This is a genomic window from Agrobacterium sp. CFBP2214 (assembly GCF_030209895.1).
Classification (GTDB): Bacteria; Pseudomonadota; Alphaproteobacteria; order Rhizobiales; family Rhizobiaceae; genus Agrobacterium; species Agrobacterium radiobacter.
Map to the genome: position 1 here is coordinate 147,966 of NZ_JARVRC010000005.1, position 19,854 is coordinate 167,819.

The 19,854-nt window shown below is 60.8% G+C and carries 21 protein-coding genes; 14 read left to right on the plus strand and 7 right to left on the minus strand.

Going from position 1 to position 19,854, the window contains the following annotated elements:
* Positions 1-336: 336 nt before the first annotated feature.
* The 3 genes from QRN60_RS15240 (at position 337) to QRN60_RS15250 (ending at position 3,495) form a co-directional block, all read left to right on the plus strand.
* A complete protein-coding gene (locus QRN60_RS15240; RefSeq protein WP_060723803.1) occupies positions 337-1,335 on the plus strand; it encodes an ABC transporter substrate-binding protein in 999 nt (332 codons plus the stop codon).
* Positions 1,336-1,553: 218 nt separating this feature from the next.
* Positions 1,554-2,441: an ABC transporter permease gene (locus tag QRN60_RS15245; protein ID WP_060723802.1), complete on the plus strand. Its 888-nt coding sequence runs from the start codon at positions 1,554-1,556 to the stop codon at positions 2,439-2,441.
* Entirely contained in the window at positions 2,434-3,495 is a 1,062-nt protein-coding gene (locus QRN60_RS15250; RefSeq protein ID WP_003508494.1) for a quaternary amine ABC transporter ATP-binding protein, read from the plus strand. Before QRN60_RS15245 ends, QRN60_RS15250 begins: the two co-directional genes overlap by 8 nt.
* On the opposite strand, the gene QRN60_RS15255 is transcribed toward QRN60_RS15250, so the two are convergent.
* Positions 3,487-4,731 carry a TIGR03862 family flavoprotein gene (locus tag QRN60_RS15255; RefSeq protein WP_112295862.1) on the minus strand — a complete coding sequence of 415 codons (1,245 nt, stop codon included), beginning with the start codon at positions 4,729-4,731 and terminating at the stop codon, positions 3,487-3,489. The two genes, QRN60_RS15250 and QRN60_RS15255, sit on opposite strands and share 9 nt — an antisense overlap.
* A gap of 53 nt (positions 4,732-4,784) precedes the next feature.
* Here QRN60_RS15255 and QRN60_RS15260 point away from each other — a divergent pair, with 53 nt between their 5' ends.
* From QRN60_RS15260 to QRN60_RS15270, 3 genes are read left to right on the plus strand one after another with little or no spacing between them, the layout of a single operon-like run.
* Positions 4,785-5,372 carry an IMPACT family protein gene (locus tag QRN60_RS15260; RefSeq protein ID WP_112294083.1) on the plus strand — a complete coding sequence of 196 codons (588 nt, stop codon included), beginning with the start codon at positions 4,785-4,787 and terminating at the stop codon, positions 5,370-5,372.
* Positions 5,373-5,411: 39 nt separating this feature from the next.
* On the plus strand, positions 5,412-6,080 hold the full coding sequence (locus QRN60_RS15265; RefSeq protein ID WP_111782218.1) for a pseudouridine synthase: 669 nt from the start codon (positions 5,412-5,414) through the stop codon (positions 6,078-6,080).
* A gap of 8 nt (positions 6,081-6,088) precedes the next feature.
* Entirely contained in the window at positions 6,089-6,715 is a 627-nt protein-coding gene (locus QRN60_RS15270) for a class I SAM-dependent methyltransferase (RefSeq protein WP_112295863.1), read from the plus strand.
* Here QRN60_RS15270 and QRN60_RS15275 read toward each other — a convergent pair whose 3' ends face one another.
* Complete coding sequence (locus QRN60_RS15275; protein WP_003508485.1) at positions 6,716-6,901, minus strand: hypothetical protein; 186 nt, start codon at positions 6,899-6,901, stop codon at positions 6,716-6,718.
* Positions 6,902-7,084: 183 nt separating this feature from the next.
* Here QRN60_RS15275 and QRN60_RS15280 point away from each other — a divergent pair, with 183 nt between their 5' ends.
* Positions 7,085-8,314: a PQQ-dependent sugar dehydrogenase gene (locus QRN60_RS15280; RefSeq protein ID WP_129567362.1), complete on the plus strand. Its 1,230-nt coding sequence runs from the start codon at positions 7,085-7,087 to the stop codon at positions 8,312-8,314.
* An 87-nt stretch (positions 8,315-8,401) separates the two neighbouring features.
* Entirely contained in the window at positions 8,402-9,418 is a 1,017-nt protein-coding gene (locus QRN60_RS15285) for a DNA topoisomerase IB (protein ID WP_112294080.1), read from the plus strand.
* A gap of 3 nt (positions 9,419-9,421) precedes the next feature.
* On the opposite strand, the gene QRN60_RS15290 is transcribed toward QRN60_RS15285, so the two are convergent.
* Both QRN60_RS15290 and QRN60_RS15295 read right to left on the minus strand, forming a co-directional pair.
* On the minus strand, positions 9,422-10,144 hold the full coding sequence (locus QRN60_RS15290) for a response regulator transcription factor (protein WP_020010058.1): 723 nt from the start codon (positions 10,142-10,144) through the stop codon (positions 9,422-9,424).
* Between the two features lies 1 nt (position 10,145).
* A complete protein-coding gene (locus tag QRN60_RS15295) occupies positions 10,146-11,381 on the minus strand; it encodes a GAF domain-containing sensor histidine kinase (protein ID WP_111834844.1) in 1,236 nt (411 codons plus the stop codon).
* A 304-nt stretch (positions 11,382-11,685) separates the two neighbouring features.
* Here QRN60_RS15295 and QRN60_RS15300 point away from each other — a divergent pair, with 304 nt between their 5' ends.
* The 6 genes from QRN60_RS15300 to recX all read left to right on the plus strand — a co-directional run bounded on the left by QRN60_RS15300 (position 11,686) and on the right by recX (position 17,767).
* Complete coding sequence (locus tag QRN60_RS15300; RefSeq protein ID WP_003508476.1) at positions 11,686-12,702, plus strand: ABC transporter substrate-binding protein; 1,017 nt, start codon at positions 11,686-11,688, stop codon at positions 12,700-12,702.
* A gap of 100 nt (positions 12,703-12,802) precedes the next feature.
* Entirely contained in the window at positions 12,803-14,266 is a 1,464-nt protein-coding gene (locus tag QRN60_RS15305) for an ATP-binding cassette domain-containing protein (protein ID WP_112295866.1), read from the plus strand.
* On the plus strand, positions 14,263-15,204 hold the full coding sequence (locus tag QRN60_RS15310) for an ABC transporter permease (protein WP_060723793.1): 942 nt from the start codon (positions 14,263-14,265) through the stop codon (positions 15,202-15,204). Before QRN60_RS15305 ends, QRN60_RS15310 begins: the two co-directional genes overlap by 4 nt.
* The gene (locus QRN60_RS15315; protein WP_111797920.1) at positions 15,201-16,148 is read left to right on the plus strand and encodes an ABC transporter permease; all 948 of its coding nucleotides are present in this window, start codon (positions 15,201-15,203) and stop codon (positions 16,146-16,148) included. The genes QRN60_RS15310 and QRN60_RS15315 overlap by 4 nt, the downstream gene beginning before the upstream one ends.
* 35 nt (positions 16,149-16,183) lie before the next feature.
* On the plus strand, positions 16,184-17,104 hold the full coding sequence (locus tag QRN60_RS15320) for an SMP-30/gluconolactonase/LRE family protein (RefSeq protein WP_129567363.1): 921 nt from the start codon (positions 16,184-16,186) through the stop codon (positions 17,102-17,104).
* A 72-nt stretch (positions 17,105-17,176) separates the two neighbouring features.
* Positions 17,177-17,767 carry a recombination regulator RecX gene (recX, locus tag QRN60_RS15325; RefSeq protein WP_111797921.1) on the plus strand — a complete coding sequence of 197 codons (591 nt, stop codon included), beginning with the start codon at positions 17,177-17,179 and terminating at the stop codon, positions 17,765-17,767.
* A 3-nt stretch (positions 17,768-17,770) separates the two neighbouring features.
* Here the strand turns inward: recX and QRN60_RS15330 are convergent, their stop codons facing one another.
* The 3 genes from QRN60_RS15330 to QRN60_RS15340 all read right to left on the minus strand — a co-directional run bounded on the left by QRN60_RS15330 (position 17,771) and on the right by QRN60_RS15340 (position 19,851).
* Entirely contained in the window at positions 17,771-18,169 is a 399-nt protein-coding gene (locus QRN60_RS15330; RefSeq protein ID WP_112295867.1) for a c-type cytochrome, read from the minus strand.
* Positions 18,170-18,266: 97 nt separating this feature from the next.
* Positions 18,267-18,794, minus strand: a complete 528-nt coding sequence (locus QRN60_RS15335; protein ID WP_080864623.1) for a DUF992 domain-containing protein — start codon at positions 18,792-18,794, stop codon at positions 18,267-18,269.
* 247 nt (positions 18,795-19,041) lie between these two features.
* On the minus strand, positions 19,042-19,851 hold the full coding sequence (locus QRN60_RS15340; protein WP_112295868.1) for an ATP-binding cassette domain-containing protein: 810 nt from the start codon (positions 19,849-19,851) through the stop codon (positions 19,042-19,044).
* Between the last annotated feature and the right edge of the window lie 3 nt (positions 19,852-19,854).

A 19,854-nucleotide genomic window follows, 5' to 3' on the forward strand; every position in this document is an offset into this window, starting at 1 on the left:
CTCCCGTAATACAGAACAAGATAAAAGTCCAAGAAAACAGAAACTTCCGTTTATTGTTCCCCCGGGTTTCTTCAAATACTGAAAAAGTTCCGTTCTTCCGAAATATTGGGATGCGCGAGCGCAGGGGCGCGGCGAATTCGGTGTCTCCACACCACGGATTTCAGGCTCGCATTCGCGGGACCGGATAATTGATTGATAATTGCCATCCTCAATACGCCAGAATCTGCCGCAAACGGAACGGCCAGAAAGCAATTATTAAGCCTCAATAAAGGCGCTGGCGGTCGCGGTGCCGTCAGCACCCGGGTCTTCGCCACACCGCGACCAGAGGGAACAAAAATGAAAATACTTTTGGGTGCCACAATTCTTTCCGCCGGCTTCGCCTTTTCAGGCGGCGCAGCCTATGCTGCCGACTGCGGAAACGTGACAATCGCCAGCATGAACTGGCAATCCGCCGAAGTTGCCGCCAACCTGGACAAGTTCATTCTTGAAAAGGGCTATGGATGCTCCGCCGAAATCGTGACCGGCGACACCGTGCCGACACTGACCTCCATGGCCGAAAAAGGCCAGCCGGATATTGCCCCCGAGGCATGGGTCAGCCTGCAGCCGGAAATCGTCAAGCAGGGTCTGGAAGGCGGCAAAGTGGTCGCGGCCGCAAAAATTCTTTCCGATGGCGCTGTTCAGGGCTGGTGGATCCCGAAATACCTCGCAGATGCCAATCCCGATCTCAAGACCATTCCGGACCTCTTCAAACATCCCGAGCTCTTCCCGTCGCCGGAAGACAAGTCGAAGGGCGCCGTGTTCAACGGCCCGCAGGGCTGGGGCGGCACTGTCGTCACCGCGCAGCTGTTCAAGGCTTTCGGCGGTGAAAAGGCCGGCTTCACCCTCGTTGACACCGGCTCCGCCGCAGGTCTCGACGGTTCCATCGCCAAGGCTTACGAAGCCAAGCAGCCATGGGTCGGCTATTATTGGGCGCCCACCTCGCTGCTCGGCAAATATGAGATGGTAAAGCTCGAATTCGGCACGGACTATGATGCGGCAGAATGGAAGCGCTGCACCTCGGTTGCCGATTGTCCGGACCCGAAGCCGAACGCATGGCAGGTGGACGACGTGCAGACGCTGGTCAGCAAGTCCTTTGCCGATCGTGCCGGCCCCGCCATGGACTATCTCAACAAACGCGCCTGGACCAACGCGACCGTCAACAAGCTGATCGCCTGGATGACGGATAACCAGGCGACCGGCGAAGATGGCGCCAAGCAGTTCCTGAAGGAAAACGAAGCTCTCTGGACGGGCTGGGTTTCTCCGGAGGTCGCGGAAAAGGTCAAGGCCGCCCTTTAAAAGCCGGTCCTTACATATCTGCCCGGCAACCGGCGTTCGCCAGCGGCAACGCCGCGCCCGCACCGGCTCCGAAATGCCCAAGGCTTTCGGTGGCGATGCGCCGGTTCAACAGAGCGTTCCGCCTTGCGTCCTGAAGGATGCGCGGCGCTCTGGCGATTTTGCTCCCGGAGCGCGGAGGACATCGATCCCCGCCTCCGGTTCGTCATGGAGAACAGGATATGGAATGGCTTTTCAAATTTCCGACCATGAATGACGATGCTCTGCGCGCGCTGAAAAAAGTCATCGACGAGGGGTTCCGGGCTTTTACCCGAACCTATGGCGGCGCAATCGAGGGGCTGTTTACCCCCCTTCAGAGCTTCCTCATCTGGGCGGAAAGGCTTTTGATCGGCGCACCCTGGCCGGTCGTTATTCTTATTGTCGCCGCGCTCGCCTGGTTCGGCAGCCGCAGCGCCACCATTGTTTCGCTGTGTTGCGGCATTCTCTTCGCCATCGGCTGGTTCGGCATGTGGGAAGACACGATGAAGACGGTCTCGATGATCTTCGTCTGTGCGGTGCTGTCCATCGTCGTCGGCCTGCCTATCGGCATCGCCATGGCGCGCTCCAACCGCCTGCAGAGCGTGGTCAATCCCGTTCTCGACGTGATGCAGACGATGCCGAGTTTCGTCTATCTCATTCCCGTCGTCATGCTGCTCGGCATCGGCCGCGTGCCTGGCGTCATCGCCGTCGTCATCTATGCCATTCCGCCGATGATCCGGCTCACCAATCTCGGCATCCGCATGGTCGACCACGACGTGCTGGAGGCTGCCGATGCCTTCGGCTCCTCGAAGCGCCAGAAGCTTTTCAAGGTGCAGCTGCCGCTCGCACTCCCCACCATCATGGCCGGCATCAACCAGACCATCATGATGGCGCTCGCCATGGTCGTCATTGCCTCGATGATCGGCGTGCAGGGTCTTGGCCAGCCGGTGCTGAAGGCCATCGCCAACCAGTATTTCACGCTCGGCGTATTCAACGGGCTTGCCATCGTCGGCATCGCCATCATCTTCGACCGCATCAGCCAGGCCTATGGCCTTCGCCTGCAAAAACACCGGGAAGTGGCGCATGGCTAGTCAATCGATCGAAATTCGCAGCCTCTACAAGATTTTCGGCCCCAAGGCGGCCGACTATGTCGACCCCGTCAAGGCCGGCATGTCCAAGGCGGATCTCAATGCCAAACATGGCCACGTGCTCGGCCTGCGTGATATCAACATCACCATGCCGGGCGGGCAGATCACCGTTATCATGGGCCTTTCCGGCTCCGGCAAATCGACGCTGATCCGCCACGTCAACCGGCTGATCGACCCGACCGCCGGCGAAATCCTCTATGGCGGCACCGATGTCTGTCGCCTCAACGAAGCGGACCTGCTGGAATTTCGCCGCCACAAGACGGCGATGGTGTTCCAGAAATTCGGCCTCTTGCCGCACCGCAACGTGCTGCAGAATGTCGTCTATGGCCTTGAAGTGCAGGGCGTCGACAAGCGCGAGCGGGAGGAAAGGGCGGAAGTCTGGATCAGGCGCGTGGGGCTGGAAGGCTTCTCCAACCATTATCCCAACCAGCTTTCCGGCGGCATGCAGCAGCGTGTGGGTCTGGCGCGGGCGCTCACCAATAATGCCGAAATCCTTTTGATGGACGAAGCCTATTCTGCGCTCGATCCGCTCATCCGCGTCGACATGCAGACGGTGCTTCTGGAACTGCAGAAGGAATTGAAAAAGACCGTGGTCTTCATCACCCACGATCTCGACGAGGCGCTGCGGCTGGGCGACAAGATCGCCATTCTGCGCGATGGCGAAATCATCCAGCAGGGCACGGCAGCCGAAATCGTCATGTCGCCGGCCGACAGTTATATCGAGGCCTTCGTCGAGGAGGTCAATCGCGGCAGGGTCATTCGCCTCGGCGCCATCGTGCAGCCGGAGTTTTCCGGCCAGTCGCGGCTTCAGCTCGATGCGGATATGACGGTTGAAGAGGGCCTGCGCGCGCTCGTCCGGGAAAATGTCAGCAGCGCCACGGTCGTTGGAGAAAATGGTAAGGCGCTCGGCGCCGTCACCACCGACGCCATCATGCGCTGCCTCGTCAGGACCGCCTCGGGTGAAGAAGCGGGCGCGGCAGAACGGCTCTCAGGCTGAGCCTTCAAGCCACCCGGCCATGCCCTTCGCGGCGGCCTTGCCGGTGGCGAAACAGGCGGTGAGCAGATAACCGCCGGTCGGCGCTTCCCAATCCAGCATTTCCCCGGCAGCGAATATGCCGGGGAGCCTTTCCAGCATGTAGCTTTCATCAAGGCCGCTCCAGGCAATACCGCCGGCCGACGAAATCGCCTCGGCAATCGGTCTGGCCTGCAAAAGCGGTATCTCCGCATGTTTTATTCTCGCGGCGACAAACTCGTCCGGCATGGCGGCGATATCGGGAAATATTTCCCGCAGAAGCCCGACCTTCACAGCCGATAAGCCGGCCGCCTTGCGCATACGGTTTGCAAAACTCTCCTTCCGGCCGAGCTTCCCCAGATCGAGGCTGAGACGTTCCACCGTACGTGCCGGTGCAAGATCAATCGCGAGCGATACTTTGCCCGCCTGTTCCAGCCGGTCGCGCAGGGCGGCGGAATGGGCATAGATCACGCTGCCCTCAATGCCATGCTTTGTTATCACGAATTCGCCCTGAAAGGCTCCTGCCGGCGAAATGGTGACCGTGGATTTCACCGCTTCACCCGCAAAACGCTCACGGAAGACATCACTCCAGTCAACGTCGAAACCGCAATTGGCCGGGCGGAACGGGGAGAACTCGACGCTTCTGGCCGCAAGCGCCGGAACCCATGCGGCATCGGAGCCGAGACGCGGCCAGCTTGCGCCGCCCAGCGCCAGCAGCACGGCATCAGCTTTGATAGTGATCTCGCCCTCCGGGGTCGAAAAAACCAGGTGCTCTCCGGAAAAACCCGTCCATCGATGCCGCGTTCTGATGGTTACGCCCTGCGCCTCCAGCCGGGCGAGCCATGCCCGCAGCAGCGGCGAGGCTTTCATGACTGTGGGAAACACCCGGCCCGAGGTGCCGACAAAGGTCTCCTGCCCCAGCCCCTGCGCCCAGTCGCGCAACATATCGGGGGTGAAATCATCGAGGGCGGCACGCAGCCGTGGTTCCGCCTCGCCAAACCGCTGACGGAAACTGTCGTAGTCTTCGGCATGGGTGATGTTGAGGCCGGATTTTCCGGCCATCAGCAATTTGCGCGCCACGGTCGGCATCGCTTCGAACACCGTCACGGCATGGCCCGCGGCCGAAAGCACCTCGGCCGCCATCAGTCCCGCCGGCCCGCCGCCGATAACAGCAACCTGCCTCGCCTTGCTCAAAACCTTCTCCATCGCCATCTTCGCCATTCCGAGCCTTATACCGATTTCCGCATGCGAATATATGCGTTATTGAAACGCCCATGTTCACGCTCGACCGCCCCGTCACCTTTTCGCAGGATATCAAGAAAAGCCGCTTCATCGCCTTTGCCGCACCGGTGACGGGCGAAGAGGACGCGAAGAACTTCCTCGCGGCGCATTCCGATCCCGACGCGAACCATAATTGCTGGGCATGGCGAAGCGGCCAGACCTATCGTTTCAGCGATGACGGCGAACCCTCGGGAACGGCCGGGAAACCGATCCTTCAGGCCGTCGACGGCCAGGCGCTGGATAATGTCGCGGTTCTCGTCATCCGCTGGTTCGGCGGCATTCTCCTCGGCAGCGGCGGGCTCATGCGCGCCTATGGCGGCACGGCGGCGGCCTGCCTGCGGTTAGGCGAGACGTCACCGGTCATCGCTTATGTCAGCGCCACGCTGAGCTGCCCCTTCTCCGATCTGGCGCTGGTGAAATCACGCCTGTCCGCCACCCAGAACCTGCGGATGGAAAGGGAAGATTTCACCGGCACCGGCGCGGATATGCTGCTCTCGGTTCCGGTCGAGGAAGCCGAACGGCTCACCCGGCTTCTGAGCGACCTGACCAGCGGGCGCGTCAATCTCCATATTCCCGACTAGCGGCCTGTCCGAATGTGCAATTCGTGCTAAGGAAGCGACATGTCATCCGAGCTTTCCAACCCCGTCTATAATCCGCCACTCGACCCCTGGCTCACCATCGTGCACCGCGACGACGACCTGCTGGTGCTGGACAAGCCGAGCGGACTTCTCTCCGTGCCGGGGCGCGATCCGGCGCTTTCCGACAGCCTGATGACGCGTGTGCAGAAGCAGTTCCCGAAAGCACTGATGATCAACCGGCTGGATAAGGACACGTCAGGCATCGTGCTGATGTCCCTGAACCGCAAGGCGCATGCGGCGATTGCGTCGCAGTTTGAAAACCGCCAGACGCGCAAATCCTATGTCGCCATTGTCTGGGGAGAGGTTGCCGGAGAGTCGGGAGAAGTGGACCTGCCACTCGCCATCGATCCCGAAAACAAGCCCCGCCACCGGGTCGACCACGAAAACGGCAAGCCGGCACAAAGCCTTTGGCGGGTGCTGGAACGATTACCGCTTCCGGCAACGCGGCTGGCGCTGACACCCCTCACCGGCCGCACCCACCAATTGCGGGTGCATATGAAGGCGCTTGGCCACCCCATTCTCGGCGATGAGTTTTATGCCGAGGGTAAGGCGCTCGCCGCCGCACCGCGCCTGATGCTGCATGCGCAGGAGGTTGGCTTCCGCCATCCGGATGGGCGTGACGTCACCTATACCGTGCCCTGCCCGTTCTGAGGTCGCAGATGAAGGAACAAAAAGAAAGCTTCGTGGTGGATTTTGTCGGCGGTGCGGTGGGCCACCGTTTCCGCTCCGGCGAAGGGCGCGGACAGGCTCTGCCCAAGGCCGCGGGTTTCACCAAAGGCCGAACGCCAAAAATCGTCGATGCCACGGCCGGGTTGGGGCGCGATGCCTTCCTGCTCGCATCCCTCGGGGCTGACGTCACCCTCATCGAACGCTCAGCGGAAATGCATGCCCATCTCGCCGATGGCATTCGCCGCGCCCTGGAAGCGGGCGGCGCCTACGCCGAGGCGGCAGCGCGCATGACGCTGCTCAACGGCGATTCACGCTATCTGCTGAAAGAGCTTTCACCCGAGGTGGTGATTGTCGACCCCATGCATCCGCCACGCCACAACACGGCGCTGGTAAAAAAGGAAATGCGGGTGCTGAGAGAACTGGTTGGCGCCGACCCGGACCAGGTGGAGTTGATGGAGGCTGCACTGGAGAATGCGACAAAGCGGGTGGTCCTGAAATGGCCCCTGCGCGCCGAGCCGATGCCGGGCATTCGCAAGCCTTCGCATCAGATAATGGGCAAGAACACCCGTTATGATGTCTTCATGATCTTCGGAAAATCTCTCGACGAGGAAGAATAATCAGCGGAAGCTCGGCTTGCGCTGCGCATTCATCAAAAGCTCGTGCCGCGAGGCGAACTCGCCGAACAGCTTTCTGAGCCGGGTCTCCTCCGCCTTGTCCAGCCGGTAACGCCGGCAGAATTCCGCAACGTTCAGGATCGGTTTGGTTCTGTTGCCGTCTATGGTCTTGTTGTCGATGATCTGCATGGCGCCCTCCTCATAACAGAGGCCAAACGTCGCTCCCGCCTTGCGGTTCCCTATGAATTCGCATGGATGAGAAAAGAGCGTGCAGCCTGCACACGGACCGATCAAGTTTTCTTGAAACTATCGCAGGAAACGAAATCCTCCCCAAATGGTTCTCTGCCTGATGTAACGATGGAAGGGAGACCCATGTTCCACAACAACCGATTTCTGAGTTCGACGATCCTGTGTGCGCTGCTCGCCCTGCCCTTTGCCGGCGCTGCACACGCCCAGACCGCCCCGGCTGCCGAAACGAAACGGCCGAATGCGCCGGATCAGAAGCCGGCTTTTGAGGGCCAGACACGCGCGCCGCAGGCCGCCTCCCAGCCGAATGTCGAAAAAACCATCGTCGCCGAGGGGCTGCCGCACCTGTGGTCCATGGAATTCCTGCCGGATGGCCGCATGCTTGTCGCCGCCAAGGAAGGGGCCATGCATATCGTCGCCGACGGCAAGGCAGGCCCGGCGATTGCCGGCGTACCGGAGGTGGCGTCCGACGGACAGGGCGGACTTCTCGACATCGCGCTCGCGCCCGATTTCGAAACATCGCGCACCATCTTCTTCTCCTTTTCCGAACCGCGCGATGGCGGCAACGGCACCTCCGTCGCGTCGGCCAAGCTGACCGAAGATGGCGGCGCGGCGAAACTGGAAAATGTCTCGGTGATTTTCCGCCAGATGCCGACCTATAACGGCGACAAGCATTTCGGCTCGCGCCTCGTCTTCGGACCTGACAACGAGCTTTATGTCACCGTCGGCGAGCGTTCGGATTCAAAGCCGCGCGTGCAGGCGCAGGATCTGTCGAGCGGGCTCGGCAAGGTCTTCCGCATCAATGCTGAAGGCAAGGCCTTTGAAGGCAACCCCTTCGCCGGCCAGCAGAACGCCCTTCCTGAAATATGGAGCTATGGCCACCGCAACCTGCAGGCCGCGGCACTTGATGGCCAGGGCAGGCTCTGGACCGTGGAACACGGGCCAAAGGGCGGCGATGAGCTGAACCTGCCCAAAGCGGGCCTGAACTACGGCTGGCCGGTCATCACCTACGGCGTCGAATATAGCGGCCGCTCGGTTGGCGAAGGCGCTACCGCCAAAGAAGGCATGGAGCAGCCGGTCTATTATTGGGACCCGGTCATCGGTCCCTCCGGCATGGCCTATTATGATGGCGACCTTATTCCCGAATGGAAGGGCGCCTTCATCGTCGGCGGTCTGGTGAGCCAGGGCCTCGTCATCCTGCACATCGACGGCGACAAGGTTGCGACCGAAAGCCGTCTTCCCCTTGAGGCGCGTATCCGCGACGTGAAGGTCGGGCCTGACGGCGCGGTTTATGCCGTGACCGAGGAGCGCGGCGGTGGTGAATCGCAGATTGTGCGGATCGCCAAGGCCGGCTGAGAAAACTAACGACCGGAACGACAGGCCGCCGGAACGAAGGCGGCCTGTTTTTCGTTTGCCGCAGCGTGAAACCTGCCGGAAAAAACGATGCCACAACCAGCCACCCGCCTTCTTGCAAAAATCGGACTTGCCTATGTCAACGATCAGGAACCGGGTATTTCCCGCGAAAAACGCGGGCGCGGTTTCTGTTACCGCCTGCCGGGCGGCGAGCTTCTCTCCGACAGCGTCGAACTGAAACGCATCAAATCGCTCGGTGTGCCGCCCGCCTATAGGGACGTCTGGATCTGCATCGACCCATCAGGGCATTTGCAGGCAACCGGCTTTGATGCACGCGGGCGAAAACAGTATCGCTATCACCCCGACTGGCACGCGCTCAGGGGCGAAACGAAGTTCTTTCAGCTCAAAAGCTTCGGCAAGGCGCTGCCCGCCATCCGCCGCCGCGCCATCGCCGATATCGAAAAACAGGATCACGGGCAGGAGATGACGCTTGCCGCGCTCACGTTGCTGCTCGATGCCGCCTATCTGCGCGTCGGCAATCGCTCCTATCTCGAAACCAACGGCACCTATGGCGCAACGACATTGCTCAAGCGCCACGTTTCCTTCGGTGAAACCATCGAACTGCGCTTCGCCGCCAAGGGCGGGCAAAAGGTGAGACGGCAATTGCGCCACCCGCGCCTGCAAAAAATCCTCGAGGAGATCGCCGATCTGCCCGGCAAGGAACTCTTCGTCTGGCAGGATAGCGAAAACCGGGTGCATTCGGTCGATTCCAGCGATCTCAATGCCTACCTCTCGCGCATCGGCGGCACCGGCATTTCCGCCAAGACCTTCCGCACCTGGGGTGGAACGCTCGCGGCCTTCTGCAACGCAATGGAGCATGTGGCATCAGGTGAAAAACCGAGCATAAAGGGCATGTGCCAGGCGGCTGCGGCGGAGCTTTCCAATACGCCCGCCATCTGCCGCAAGAGCTATGTGCATCCCGCCGTTCTCGACATAGCGGCTGAGGAAAAAGCCCAGAAAAAACTCGGCCGCATCTTGAAGGTCGGGGCAAAGCCCGTCTCCGGCCTGAGGGCGGATGAAAGACGGCTGCTTGCCTTCCTGCCCTGAGGGTCAGCGGTTTCCCGCCCATTCCGCCAGTTCGCGCTCGGCCCTTTCCAGCGCGCTGTAATTCAAAAGCTTGCGCAGGAAGGCGACAGTGACAGCGCGGGTTCGAAGATTATACCGCCCTTCCGCGTCGTCATCGCCAGCCGCCTGATGCACGTTCAGTTTCTCATACAGGCTTTGCAGGCGGTTCTGCACGCTGCGCAGCGACAGGTTGCGGCGGCGCGCAATCGCCTTGTCGGTGAGGCCGAGCGCGACATCGACAAGGATTTCGTATTCGGAATCGGTAAAGCCATGCGCCTTGCCGAGGCTCTTTTCCTGCAGCCCGCGCACTTCCCGGTCGATCACGCATTGCGCCTCGATAAAGATGCTGCGCAAGGCCAGCCGCAGACGGTCATCGGATGCCGATTTCAGCACGTAACCGTAAGCGGCGCCCTCTGGCACGATGCGGGAGACACCACGCACATAGGCCTCGTCGGAATAGTTGGACCAGAACAGGATGCGGGTGTCCGGCCGCTCCTTCCAGATGGTGCGCGCCGCCTCTATGCCGTTGCGCTCGTTCATCTGCAAATCCATGACGATGTGGGCGGCGCGATTTTCCCGCGCCAGCTTTTCGCCGGTTCTGCCGTTGGCCGCCTCCAGCACATTGTCGCATTCCGGCAGGGCGGCACGCACCGCCTCGTTCAGATAGGCGCGGTGCAGCGCATCGTCCTCAACGATCAGCACGTCCATGTCATAAATCCTCCCGCCGGTCGAAAGCATCCGCCGGCAAGGTCACTGTGATGCGGGTTCCCGCCCCCTTGCCGTTGCCGCCAATATCGAACCTGGCTGAAATCAGCCGCGCCCGCGTCTTCATGTTGCCGATGCCGAGGCCGCCGGACGCCCCGCCTTCGCCGCCGCCGCTGCCGTCATCACTCACCGTCACCCGCAAGCCTCCATCGATGGCGACAAGCGTTACGGCAATGGTTTCCGGCTGGGCATGGCGAATGGCATTGTTCACTGCCTCCTGTACGATGCGGAACAGCGATATCGCCACCGTCTTGTCGAGCCTTTCCACCAGCCCTTCCGTCTCATCGCTCACCGACCAGTCGATTGCCGACCCGCTATCGCGCACGGAGCGGTCTACATAGGTCTCGATGGCCTCGACAACGCCGAACAATTGCAGGATGGAGGGTTTCGCCTCCTCGATGATTTCACGCAGATCCTGCATGCAATGCTGCAGGCTGCGCACCACCGGCTCGAGCATTTCGCCCGAAACGTCCGGGGTATGGCTCATGCGTTCGATGCGCCGCGCCAGCCGGGTCAGGTCCGCCAGCGTCTGGTCATGCAGGTCCATGCCGATACGCTGCCGCTCGGCCTCCAGAGCCTCGGTCAATTGCAAGGCGCCCAGCCTCAAACCCTCCTCGCGGGCATTGGCGCGCGCCTCTTCAATGGCCGAGCGTTTGGCCTGCTCGGCGGCACGGATGGCGTAGAAATAGGGCGCCAGCAGATCCGCAACCGCGCGGGCATTCGTCACATCCTCCATCGTATAGGCGTTCGACTGGTGCGACGAGCAACTGAGCGCGCCAATGATGTCGCCATGCACCTTCATCGGCACATGCAGGCGGCTATGCAGATTAAGTTCGATGATCGGGCTGGAAAACGCCCCTTCGAAGTGGAAGCGCGGATCGGAGCAGGCGTCACCGCTTAACAGGTGCTCGACCTCGCCTGACAGCAGCGAACGGATCGGGCTTCCGGTGAGAAGGGCGGGCGGCTGCCGGCTCCAGGCGCTGACGAGACCGCTCTCATAGGCGATATGATATTTGTCATCCAGCTGCTTGATGCAGACATCCATATGGTCATGCGGGATGATATGGCTGATCTCCGTGGCGACCGCCTGAATGATGGCATTAAATTCCAGCTGCCCGGCAAGCAGCCGCGAAATGCCCATATAATGGTGAAAAAGAGCGCTTTTCGGCGTATCCAGCATGTGCGGACGCCCTCCCAAGCGTCTGCCTTCGACCTCTGCGGCGAAGTTTGAACCCATTGGGTGCCGCATCATTCATTCTGCGCCCGGCAGTGGCGTTTCGTCCTGCGGGTTCCCGCAAGCTTTCTGCGGAAACCCGCAGGAAGATTGCCGCGATCCGCCTATACAAGCCAAATCTTCTTGGTCATTCTCGCTTCTACTGGGGAAAGGAGCTCCAGTGCAAAGGAATTCCGCCTGCCGCCGAGGAGATTTGCGGCGCGCAAGGATTCCGGGCTCGAAAAGGGCAAGCCACGAGGGAGGAAATCAAATGGCTTTCAGGAAGATGCTTTTGGCATCGGCCGCTGTCGCATGCGCAGCTCTGCCGATCACCGCTCATGCCGACACGTCGGCCAAAAAAATCGCGCTTTCAAACAATTACGCTGGCAATTCCTGGCGTCAGGCGATGCTGACCAGCTGGGACAAGATCACCAAACAGGCGGTTGCCGACAAACAGGTTGCCGCCGCAGACGCCTTCACGACCGCCGAAAACCAGGCAACCGAACAGGCGGCGCAGATCCAGAACCTCATTCTTCAAGGTTATGACGCCATCGTCATCAACGCCGCTTCGCCTACAGCCCTCAACGGCGCGGTGAAGGAAGCCTGTGACGCCGGCATCACCGTCGTGTCCTTCGACGGCATCGTCACCGAGCCCTGCGCCTGGCGCATCGCTGTTGATTTCAAGGCGATGGGCGCAAGCCAGATCGACTATCTCGCCAAGGCCATGCCGAAGGGCGGCAACCTACTCGAAATCCGCGGTCTGGCCGGCGTTTCGGTCGATGACGAAATCCATGCCGGCATCGTCGACGCCGTCGCAAAGAATCCGCAGTTCAAGATCGTCGGCTCCGTCAATGGCGACTGGGCGCAGGACGTCGCGCAGCGCGCCGTCGCCGGCATTCTGCCGAGCCTTCCCGAAGTCGCGGCCGTCGTGACGCAGGGCGGCGATGGTTACGGCGCGGCACAGGCTTTCGCCGCCGCCAAGCGCCCGACACCCACCATTGTGATGGGCAACCGTGAAGACGAACTGCAATGGTGGAAACAGCAGAAGGACGCAAGCGGCTACGAGACCATGTCCGTCTCCATCGCTCCCGGCGTCTCGACACTCGCTTTCTGGGTGGCGCAGCAGATCCTCGACGGCAAGGACGTGAAGAAGGACCTGACCGTGCCTTTCCTGCGCATCGACCAGGGCAACCTTGAGGAAAATCTCAAGACGACCCAGAAAGGCGGCGTCGCGAATGTCGAATATTCGCAGGAAGACGCGCAGAAGGCCATCGCATCGGCCAAATAGGCCGGATCGGCTTAGAGCCTGAATATTGCGGCGCTCCCGGAACGGGCGCCGCAATAGCCACCGATATTATCCGATTTTCAGATCACTGGCGTAATTGCTCATGAATGACATCATCGAGGCGGAAGAAGTCGTCGCCGCGCGCGGCGTGAAGGTCGTGTTCGGCGCGGTAAGGGCGCTTGATGGGGCCGATCTCGTCATCCGCACGGGAGAATGCCTCGGGCTCGTGGGCCACAATGGCGCGGGCAAATCCACCATCGTCAACGTCATCAATGGCGGGCTGACGCCGCATGAGGGTTCCATTTCCTATCGCGGCGAGCAAGGTCGCCACGGCATCGCGGCCGCCCGCGCCAGCGGCGTGCGCTGCGTGTTTCAGGAATTGTCGCTCTGCCCCAACCTCACAATCAGCGAAAATGTCCGCATCATGCATGCCGCAATCAGCGGGCGGAACTGGCGCGGGCGCGCGCTCATCATGATCCGGCAGACGCTGGACGAGATTTTTCCCGGCCACGGCATTGATTGCGAGCTGACGATTGCCGAACTTTCCATCGCCGAGCGGCAGATGGTGGAAATCGCCATCAATTTCTGCCGAACCCCTGATGCACCGAGACTTGTCATTCTCGATGAGCCGACGTCCTCGCTCGATGCCGGTCTTGGCGAGCAATTGATGGATTATGTCCGCCGTTTCGTGCGCACCGGCGGCTCCGTTCTGCTGATCTCGCATATTCTCGGCGAAATTCTTTCGACGGCCACCCGCATCGTGGTGATGAAGGACGGCCGTGTGGTCGCCAATCGGCCGGCGGGCGAATTCACGACACGCACGCTGGTGGAAGCCATGGGCAGCGTCGTCAAGGAACAGGACAGGCAAAAAAGCGAAAACCGCAAGGCGGGCGAAAAAGTACTTTCCATGCCGCCGCGTCGGGGTGAAGGCCTTGCCTTCGAGGCATTTCGCGGCGAGATCATCGGCCTCGCCGGTCTCGGCGGCCATGGCCAGACCGAAGCGCTTCTCGAACTTTACCTTGCCCGTAACAGCAGCTGGCTGCCCGCGCGCAAGACCGATATCGCCTTCGTGGCGGGGGACCGCAGCCTGAACGGGACCTTCCCGCTGTGGAGCATCCTGAAGAACCTTTCCATCGCTTCGCTCAGGGATATTTCATCCGCGGGCATGGTGGACAGGGGCAAGGAAACCGAACTCGGCGCGCAATGGAAAAAGCGCATCGAAATCCGCACGCCCGACATGGGCAACAAAATTCTTTCGCTGTCCGGCGGCAACCAGCAGAAGGTTCTGTTCGCCCGCGCCCTCGCCACTACAGCCAGCACCGTTTTGATGGACGACCCGATGCGTGGCGTCGATATCGGCACCAAACAGGAGGTCTACGATATCTTGAGAACCGAAGCCTCCCACGGCCGCACCTTCATCTGGTATTCCACCGAAATGGACGAAATCCGCCTTTGTGACCGGGTCTATGTTTTCCGCGACGGCGCCATTCAGGCCGAACTGGTGGGCGAGGACATCACCGAGCAGAATGTGCTGGCCGCCTCCTTTTCCGGAGAAGATCACGCATGAAACTCTCCGCCAGCGCCCTTCGCCTCATCATTCCCGCCGCCTCGCTCGCCTTCCTGCTCGCCGCCGTCTTCTACATGCAGCCGCGCGCCATGAGCTATACCGGCCTCAACCTGCTGTTCAATCTGGCGGTGCCGATCGCGCTTGCCACCATTGCGCAGATGCTGATCATGTCCGTCAACGATCTCGATCTGTCGATGGGCACCTTCGTCAGTTTCTGCGCCTGCGTCACCGCCACCTTCCTGCAAACCACGCCGCTGCTTGGTATTGCGATCTTTGCCGGTGCGATTGCGGTTTATGCCCTGTTGGGCGCCATCATCCATATCCGCGCCCTGCCCTCCATCGTTGTCACGCTTGGCATGAGTTTCGTCTGGGGCGGCCTTGCCGTTCTCATCCTCCCCTCGCCCGGCGGCCAGGCACCCGCCTTCATCCGCGCACTGATGACGGCAAAACCGCCGCTCGTGCCGATTGCCATTGTCGCCAGCATCGTGATTGCGGTCGTCGCCCATTACATCGTCATGCGCTCCTCCTTCGGCGTGCTGATGCGCGGCGTCGGCGGCAATTTCCGCTCGGTCGAACGCTCCGGCTGGTCGGTCGTCGGCATCCGCGCCGCCACCTTTGCGCTGGCCGGTTTCTTCGCGGTGCTGTCGGGCATCGCACTTGTCGGGCTGACGACATCGGCTGATGCCAATATCGCGCTTCGCTACACGCTGCTGTCGATTGCAGGCGTCATTTTAGGCGGCGGCGAATTCGTCGGCGGCCGGGTTTCACCCATCGGCGCCGTCATCGGCGCGCTGACGCTGACGCTCGCCGGCTCCTTCCTGTCCTTCATGCGCATTTCGCCAGACTGGCAGATCGGCGCTCAAGGGGCGATCCTCATCATCGTGCTTGCGCTGCGCATCCTGCTCAACCGTCTCGAAAAGCGGGAGAAAAACCAATGAACGGGCTTTCGTCCTTCTCCAAAAAACCGTGGATATGGTCCTTTGCCGCAACGGCTGTCGTCTGGATTATCACGGTGCTCTTCACCGGCGGTGCAAGCTCCTTCGGCCTGTCGCACGCAGCGCTGACATTCGCGGCCTTTTCCGTCATCGTCGGCATCGGCCAGATGTTCGTCATCACGCTCGGACCTGGTAATATCGACCTCTGCGTTCCTGCAACGATGACGCTATCAGGCACGCTGGCCCTCAAATTCATGGATGTGTCCGATGGTCTCATCCTGCCGGGATTGCTGATCGCCATCCTGATCGGCATCGCCATCGGCATCGGCAATTACACGCTGATCAAGCTCCTGCGCATTCCGCCGATCATTGCGACGCTGTCCATGAGCTTCATCGTGCAGTCCATCGCCATCTGGTCCAACCGCGGCCTGCGCATCAAACCGCCGGAAACACTGGCCACTTTCGCCACGTCCAGTTCTTTCGGCATTCCGAACGTGGCGCTCGTCGCGCTGCTGCTCTCGGTCATCGCCTGGCTGCTGCTCGACCGCACATTTTACGGACGCTGGATTTCCGCGATCGGCCAGAGCACCTTCGCCGCCCGCATGACAGGCATTCCGGTGGATGGAACCCGCTTCGTCACCTATGTGCTCTGCGCGGTGCTGGCGGCGATTGCCGGTTATCTGCTCGCCAGTTTTTCCGGCGGCGCAGCACTCAACATGGGATCGGAATACCTGCTGATGTCCATCGCCGTCGTTGTCATCGGCGGCACGGCGGTGGCGGGCGGCGATTCCAATGTTCCCGGCATCTGGGGCGCTTCGCTCTTCATGTTCCTGGTGGTATCGATGCTGAATACCTATGGTTTCGGCGCGGGTATCCGCCTCATCCTCACCGGCCTCATCATCATATCAGTCATCCTTCTGGCAAGCGGCCCCAAGGCCACGCGCTGAACCCCGAACGACAAGCCCTCAAGCGGACGACGCTCATGACCACAGACAAGACCTCCCCTTACGAAATCCACGATGACCGCTTCCGCCATCTGATCGTCGGCAACGCGGAACTGGAAGAGCTTTATTCCGGCTGCCGCTGGGCCGAAGGACCGGTGTGGGTTGCCGATCTGAACTGCCTGCTGTTCAGCGATATTCCCAATGAGCGTATGTTGCGCTGGGTGCCGGATGGCGGGATCTCGGTGTTCCGCCAGCCTTCCAACTTCACCAATGGCAACACACGCGACCGGCAGGGGCGACTTGTCTCCTGCGAACATGGCGGCCGTCGCGTCACCCGCACCGAAGTCGACGGCTCGATCACCGTTCTCGCCGACAGCTACGGCGGCAAGCGGCTAAACTCCCCCAATGACGTGGTGGTCAAATCCGATGGCAGTGTCTGGTTCACCGACCCCACCTACGGCATTCTTTCCGACTATGAGGGATACAAGGCAGAGCCAGAACAGAAGACGCGCAATGTCTACCGGCTCGATCCCGCAACCGGAAAGATCGACATCGCCATTGACGACTTCGTGCAACCGAACGGTCTCGCGTTTTCACCTGATGAAACGAAGCTCTATGTTGCCGACAGCTCCTACAGCCATGATGTCTCCCGCCCGCGCCATATCCGCGTTTTCGACGTGGTGGATGGCGTGAAGCTCGCCAATGGCCGGGAATTCTGCAATCTCGACAGCGGCCTGCCGGACGGTTTCCGTCTGGATACGGCTGGAAACCTCTGGACCAGCGCCGGTGATGGCGTCCACTGCTTTGCGCCTGATGGTACGCTCATCGGCAAGATCAAGGTGCCGCAGACAGTCGCGAACCTCACCTTCGGCGGCCCGAAAAATAACCGCCTCTTCATCACCGCAACAAAATCGCTCTACTCCGTCTATGTCGCCGCAACCGGCGCGCAAACGCCTTGAGGTGGTGAAAAACCGGAGGACACGGGCCGGGAGGGAACTGGCAAGACGGCTTCACCGCGCTATAAAAGCGGAATGAACGATGATTCCAGCCCCTTCCTGACCGACGATATGGCCCTGGATGGTGAAACGCCGGCCGTTGAGCCCACCAGCCGCATGCTGTCCTGGGCGCGCAATTCCGCTCTCTACCGGCTCGAACAGCGCATGATGACGGAAAAGCAGCTGCGCGACGCCATCACGCGCAAGGCGCGGGAAAAATTCGAGGATATCAGCACCGCACAGGTGAAGGCGCTCGGCGAATTTGCCGTCACTTTTGCTTATGGCATCAAGGCACTCGACGACACCGCCTATGCGGAAATTGCCGTGCGGAGCGGCCAGCGCAGCGGCAAGTCGAAACGCGGACTCGCGCAGAAACTTCAGATCAAGGGTATCGCCCGGGAAACGGCAGCAGTCGCGCTTGAGGAAACCAATGATCTGGTCGCCGCCATCATCTTTGCACGCAAGCGCGCCTTCGGACCTTTCCGTCGTGTCGAACTCGATGAAAAACGCAAATCGAAGGAGTTTTCCGCCTTCGCCCGCAACGGTTTCGGCTTCGAGATTGGCTCAAAGGTCATGGCGATGACGGCGGAGGAGGCCGAGGAGATTATCGCCGAAGCACCGCTCTGACACCTATTGCGGCATTGGATGGGTTTTCAGATAGGCGATCAGATCGGCTATATCGGTTTCGCTCCAGAGGCCGAAAAAGCGCATGGCATTTCCCGGGATAGCCTTCTTCGGGCTGGAAAGGAATTTTTGCAGTTTCTCCTCCGACCATACCCGGTCAGCCGCACCGGCATCCTTCAGCGCCTGCGAATAATGGCCGTAATCAGCCACGGAAGCCATCGGCCTGCCCACCACGCCCATCAGATGCGGCCCCATGCGGGTGCGCGGCGTGTCAACGCTGTGGCAGGTGGAGCAGCGGCTGAAGACCTTCTCGCCATGGGCCGCATCGCCCTCGGCAAAGGCGCTCGACGCAAGCAGGAGGAAAAACGCGGTCGCCGCAGCAGCTTGTTGGGGCATGAAAATCATGGTCCGGATAATACAACGCCCTCTCCGTCTGACAACGAAGAGGGCGTTTTTTGACATGCGACAGAATGCCCGGTCAAAACACCGGGCATTTCGCCGATCAGTTCATGGCCGTGAGCGTCACGGACGTACCGGTCGCTGCGAGGTTGAGGCCAACCTGGCCGGTCACGCTGACCGTCTGCAGCTGGATGGAACCGGAGGTGCCGCCAACGAGAACGTTGGTGCCAACGCCGAGACCGACGGTGACTTCAGCCGTTGCGCCCTGATAAAGGCCGCCGAGCGAACCGCGGTGGTAACCGGCTGTCGGGGCGAAAACGGCCCAGACCAGACGGCCCTGCGTGGTGAAACCGAGGTCGACACCCATCTTGCGGATGGCGCCGGAGTAATGGTCGGTGCGACGGGCGCCCATGGTGGACTGGAAAGTGCAATCCAGTTCCTTGGCCGAGCCGAGAACGTAACCGACGCCGCCGCCGATATCGCAGGTGAGGTAACCGATCTTGACGCCGTTGCGATCGTCCTGCTCCTGCGGAGCCGGCTCATATCTTGCAAGGTCGGCAGCGAGGGCGGATGCGGTTCCGCCAAGGCCCATCGTCAATGCGGCAAAAGTTACGGCAACAGCCTTTTTCATCTGATTTTCTCCTGTTTTATTCCTACCCGCAGCAGCCCTTCTTGCCCTCTCCGGATATTGAATTCCGCACTGTTAACGTTTGTTCCCTGAAATCGATCCAAAACAACTTAATTGGAGGCGATGAAAGCGGAACGGTTAACAGTGTCTGATGGCGGTAGGATGCCATTAAGACATTGTTAGGGCGGGAAATGCGTGCGGAATCGCCATCAACAGCCAGCGTTGCCGGCCGTTGTTTTGCTGCAACAACTCAAAGCGGCAGAGCGACGGGAAAGCCGGTGGCGGCATGGGTCATGACATCCATGCGAACGCCATAGATGCGCTGCAACGTCTCCGGCGTCATGATCTCCTGCGGCGTTCCCCGTGCGATAAGCTGGCCGGAATGAAGCGCAACGATCTCATCGCAGAAGCGTGCTGCCATGTTGACGTCATGCAGCACCACGATGACGCCAAGACCCTTTTCGCGCGACAGTCTCTGAACCAGCGAAAGCACTTCGATCTGGTGCGCCATGTCGAGTGCGGAGATGGGTTCATCGAGAAGCAGGCTTTCAGCGTTCTGGGCCACCAGCATGGCAAGCCACACGCGCTGGCGCTCGCCGCCGGAAAGCGTATCGACCAGCCGGTCGCGGAAGGCGATGGTATCGGTAAGCTCGATCGCCTCGTCCACCTTCTCCTGATCCGCCTTGCTAAATTGCCCGAGCGCCCCGTGCCAGGGATAACGGCCGAGCGCCACCAGCTCCTTGGCCAGCATGCCGGAAGCAGCCGGCGTATATTGCGGCAGATAGGCGAGCTTTCGCGCAAATTCGCGATTGCCCCAGGCGCCGAGTGATTTTCCCTCGAACGAGACCTTGCCCGCCGTCGGTTCCTGAATGCGTGCGAGAATCTTGAGCAGCGTCGATTTTCCCGAACCGTTATGACCGATCAGACCGATGGTCTTGCCGGTCGCAAAACTTGCCGTCAGTGGGTGCAGCAATGTCCTGCCCGGCACTTCCATCGTGACGCCATCAAGAGAAAAAAGCGGGATATCGTCGTAATCGACGGCAAGTGCTGCCTCACCCATGGT

What these genes read in the sequence shown, in the direction of transcription:
- QRN60_RS15290 (WP_020010058.1), bottom strand. Translation starts at nt 10,144, where the DNA reads ATGGACGTGCTGATCGTTGAGGACGATGCGCTGCACCGCGCCTATCTG.
- QRN60_RS15250 (WP_003508494.1), top strand. Translation starts at nt 2,434, where the DNA reads ATGGCTAGTCAATCGATCGAAATTCGCAGCCTCTACAAGATTTTCGGC.
- QRN60_RS15255 (WP_112295862.1), bottom strand. Translation starts at nt 4,731, where the DNA reads ATGGCGAAGATGGCGATGGAGAAGGTTTTGAGCAAGGCGAGGCAGGTT.
- QRN60_RS15320 (WP_129567363.1), top strand. Translation starts at nt 16,184, where the DNA reads ATGACCACAGACAAGACCTCCCCTTACGAAATCCACGATGACCGCTTC.
- QRN60_RS15270 (WP_112295863.1), top strand. Translation starts at nt 6,089, where the DNA reads ATGAAGGAACAAAAAGAAAGCTTCGTGGTGGATTTTGTCGGCGGTGCG.
- QRN60_RS15280 (WP_129567362.1), top strand. Translation starts at nt 7,085, where the DNA reads ATGTTCCACAACAACCGATTTCTGAGTTCGACGATCCTGTGTGCGCTG.
- QRN60_RS15330 (WP_112295867.1), bottom strand. Translation starts at nt 18,169, where the DNA reads ATGATTTTCATGCCCCAACAAGCTGCTGCGGCGACCGCGTTTTTCCTC.
- QRN60_RS15295 (WP_111834844.1), bottom strand. Translation starts at nt 11,381, where the DNA reads ATGCTGGATACGCCGAAAAGCGCTCTTTTTCACCATTATATGGGCATT.
- QRN60_RS15305 (WP_112295866.1), top strand. Translation starts at nt 12,803, where the DNA reads ATGAATGACATCATCGAGGCGGAAGAAGTCGTCGCCGCGCGCGGCGTG.
- QRN60_RS15240 (WP_060723803.1), top strand. Translation starts at nt 337, where the DNA reads ATGAAAATACTTTTGGGTGCCACAATTCTTTCCGCCGGCTTCGCCTTT.
- QRN60_RS15310 (WP_060723793.1), top strand. Translation starts at nt 14,263, where the DNA reads ATGAAACTCTCCGCCAGCGCCCTTCGCCTCATCATTCCCGCCGCCTCG.
- QRN60_RS15300 (WP_003508476.1), top strand. Translation starts at nt 11,686, where the DNA reads ATGGCTTTCAGGAAGATGCTTTTGGCATCGGCCGCTGTCGCATGCGCA.
- QRN60_RS15245 (WP_060723802.1), top strand. Translation starts at nt 1,554, where the DNA reads ATGGAATGGCTTTTCAAATTTCCGACCATGAATGACGATGCTCTGCGC.
- QRN60_RS15285 (WP_112294080.1), top strand. Translation starts at nt 8,402, where the DNA reads ATGCCACAACCAGCCACCCGCCTTCTTGCAAAAATCGGACTTGCCTAT.
- QRN60_RS15260 (WP_112294083.1), top strand. Translation starts at nt 4,785, where the DNA reads ATGTTCACGCTCGACCGCCCCGTCACCTTTTCGCAGGATATCAAGAAA.
- QRN60_RS15340 (WP_112295868.1), bottom strand. Translation starts at nt 19,851, where the DNA reads ATGGGTGAGGCAGCACTTGCCGTCGATTACGACGATATCCCGCTTTTT.
- QRN60_RS15275 (WP_003508485.1), bottom strand. Translation starts at nt 6,901, where the DNA reads ATGCAGATCATCGACAACAAGACCATAGACGGCAACAGAACCAAACCG.
- QRN60_RS15315 (WP_111797920.1), top strand. Translation starts at nt 15,201, where the DNA reads ATGAACGGGCTTTCGTCCTTCTCCAAAAAACCGTGGATATGGTCCTTT.
- recX (WP_111797921.1), top strand. Translation starts at nt 17,177, where the DNA reads ATGAACGATGATTCCAGCCCCTTCCTGACCGACGATATGGCCCTGGAT.
- QRN60_RS15335 (WP_080864623.1), bottom strand. Translation starts at nt 18,794, where the DNA reads ATGAAAAAGGCTGTTGCCGTAACTTTTGCCGCATTGACGATGGGCCTT.
- QRN60_RS15265 (WP_111782218.1), top strand. Translation starts at nt 5,412, where the DNA reads ATGTCATCCGAGCTTTCCAACCCCGTCTATAATCCGCCACTCGACCCC.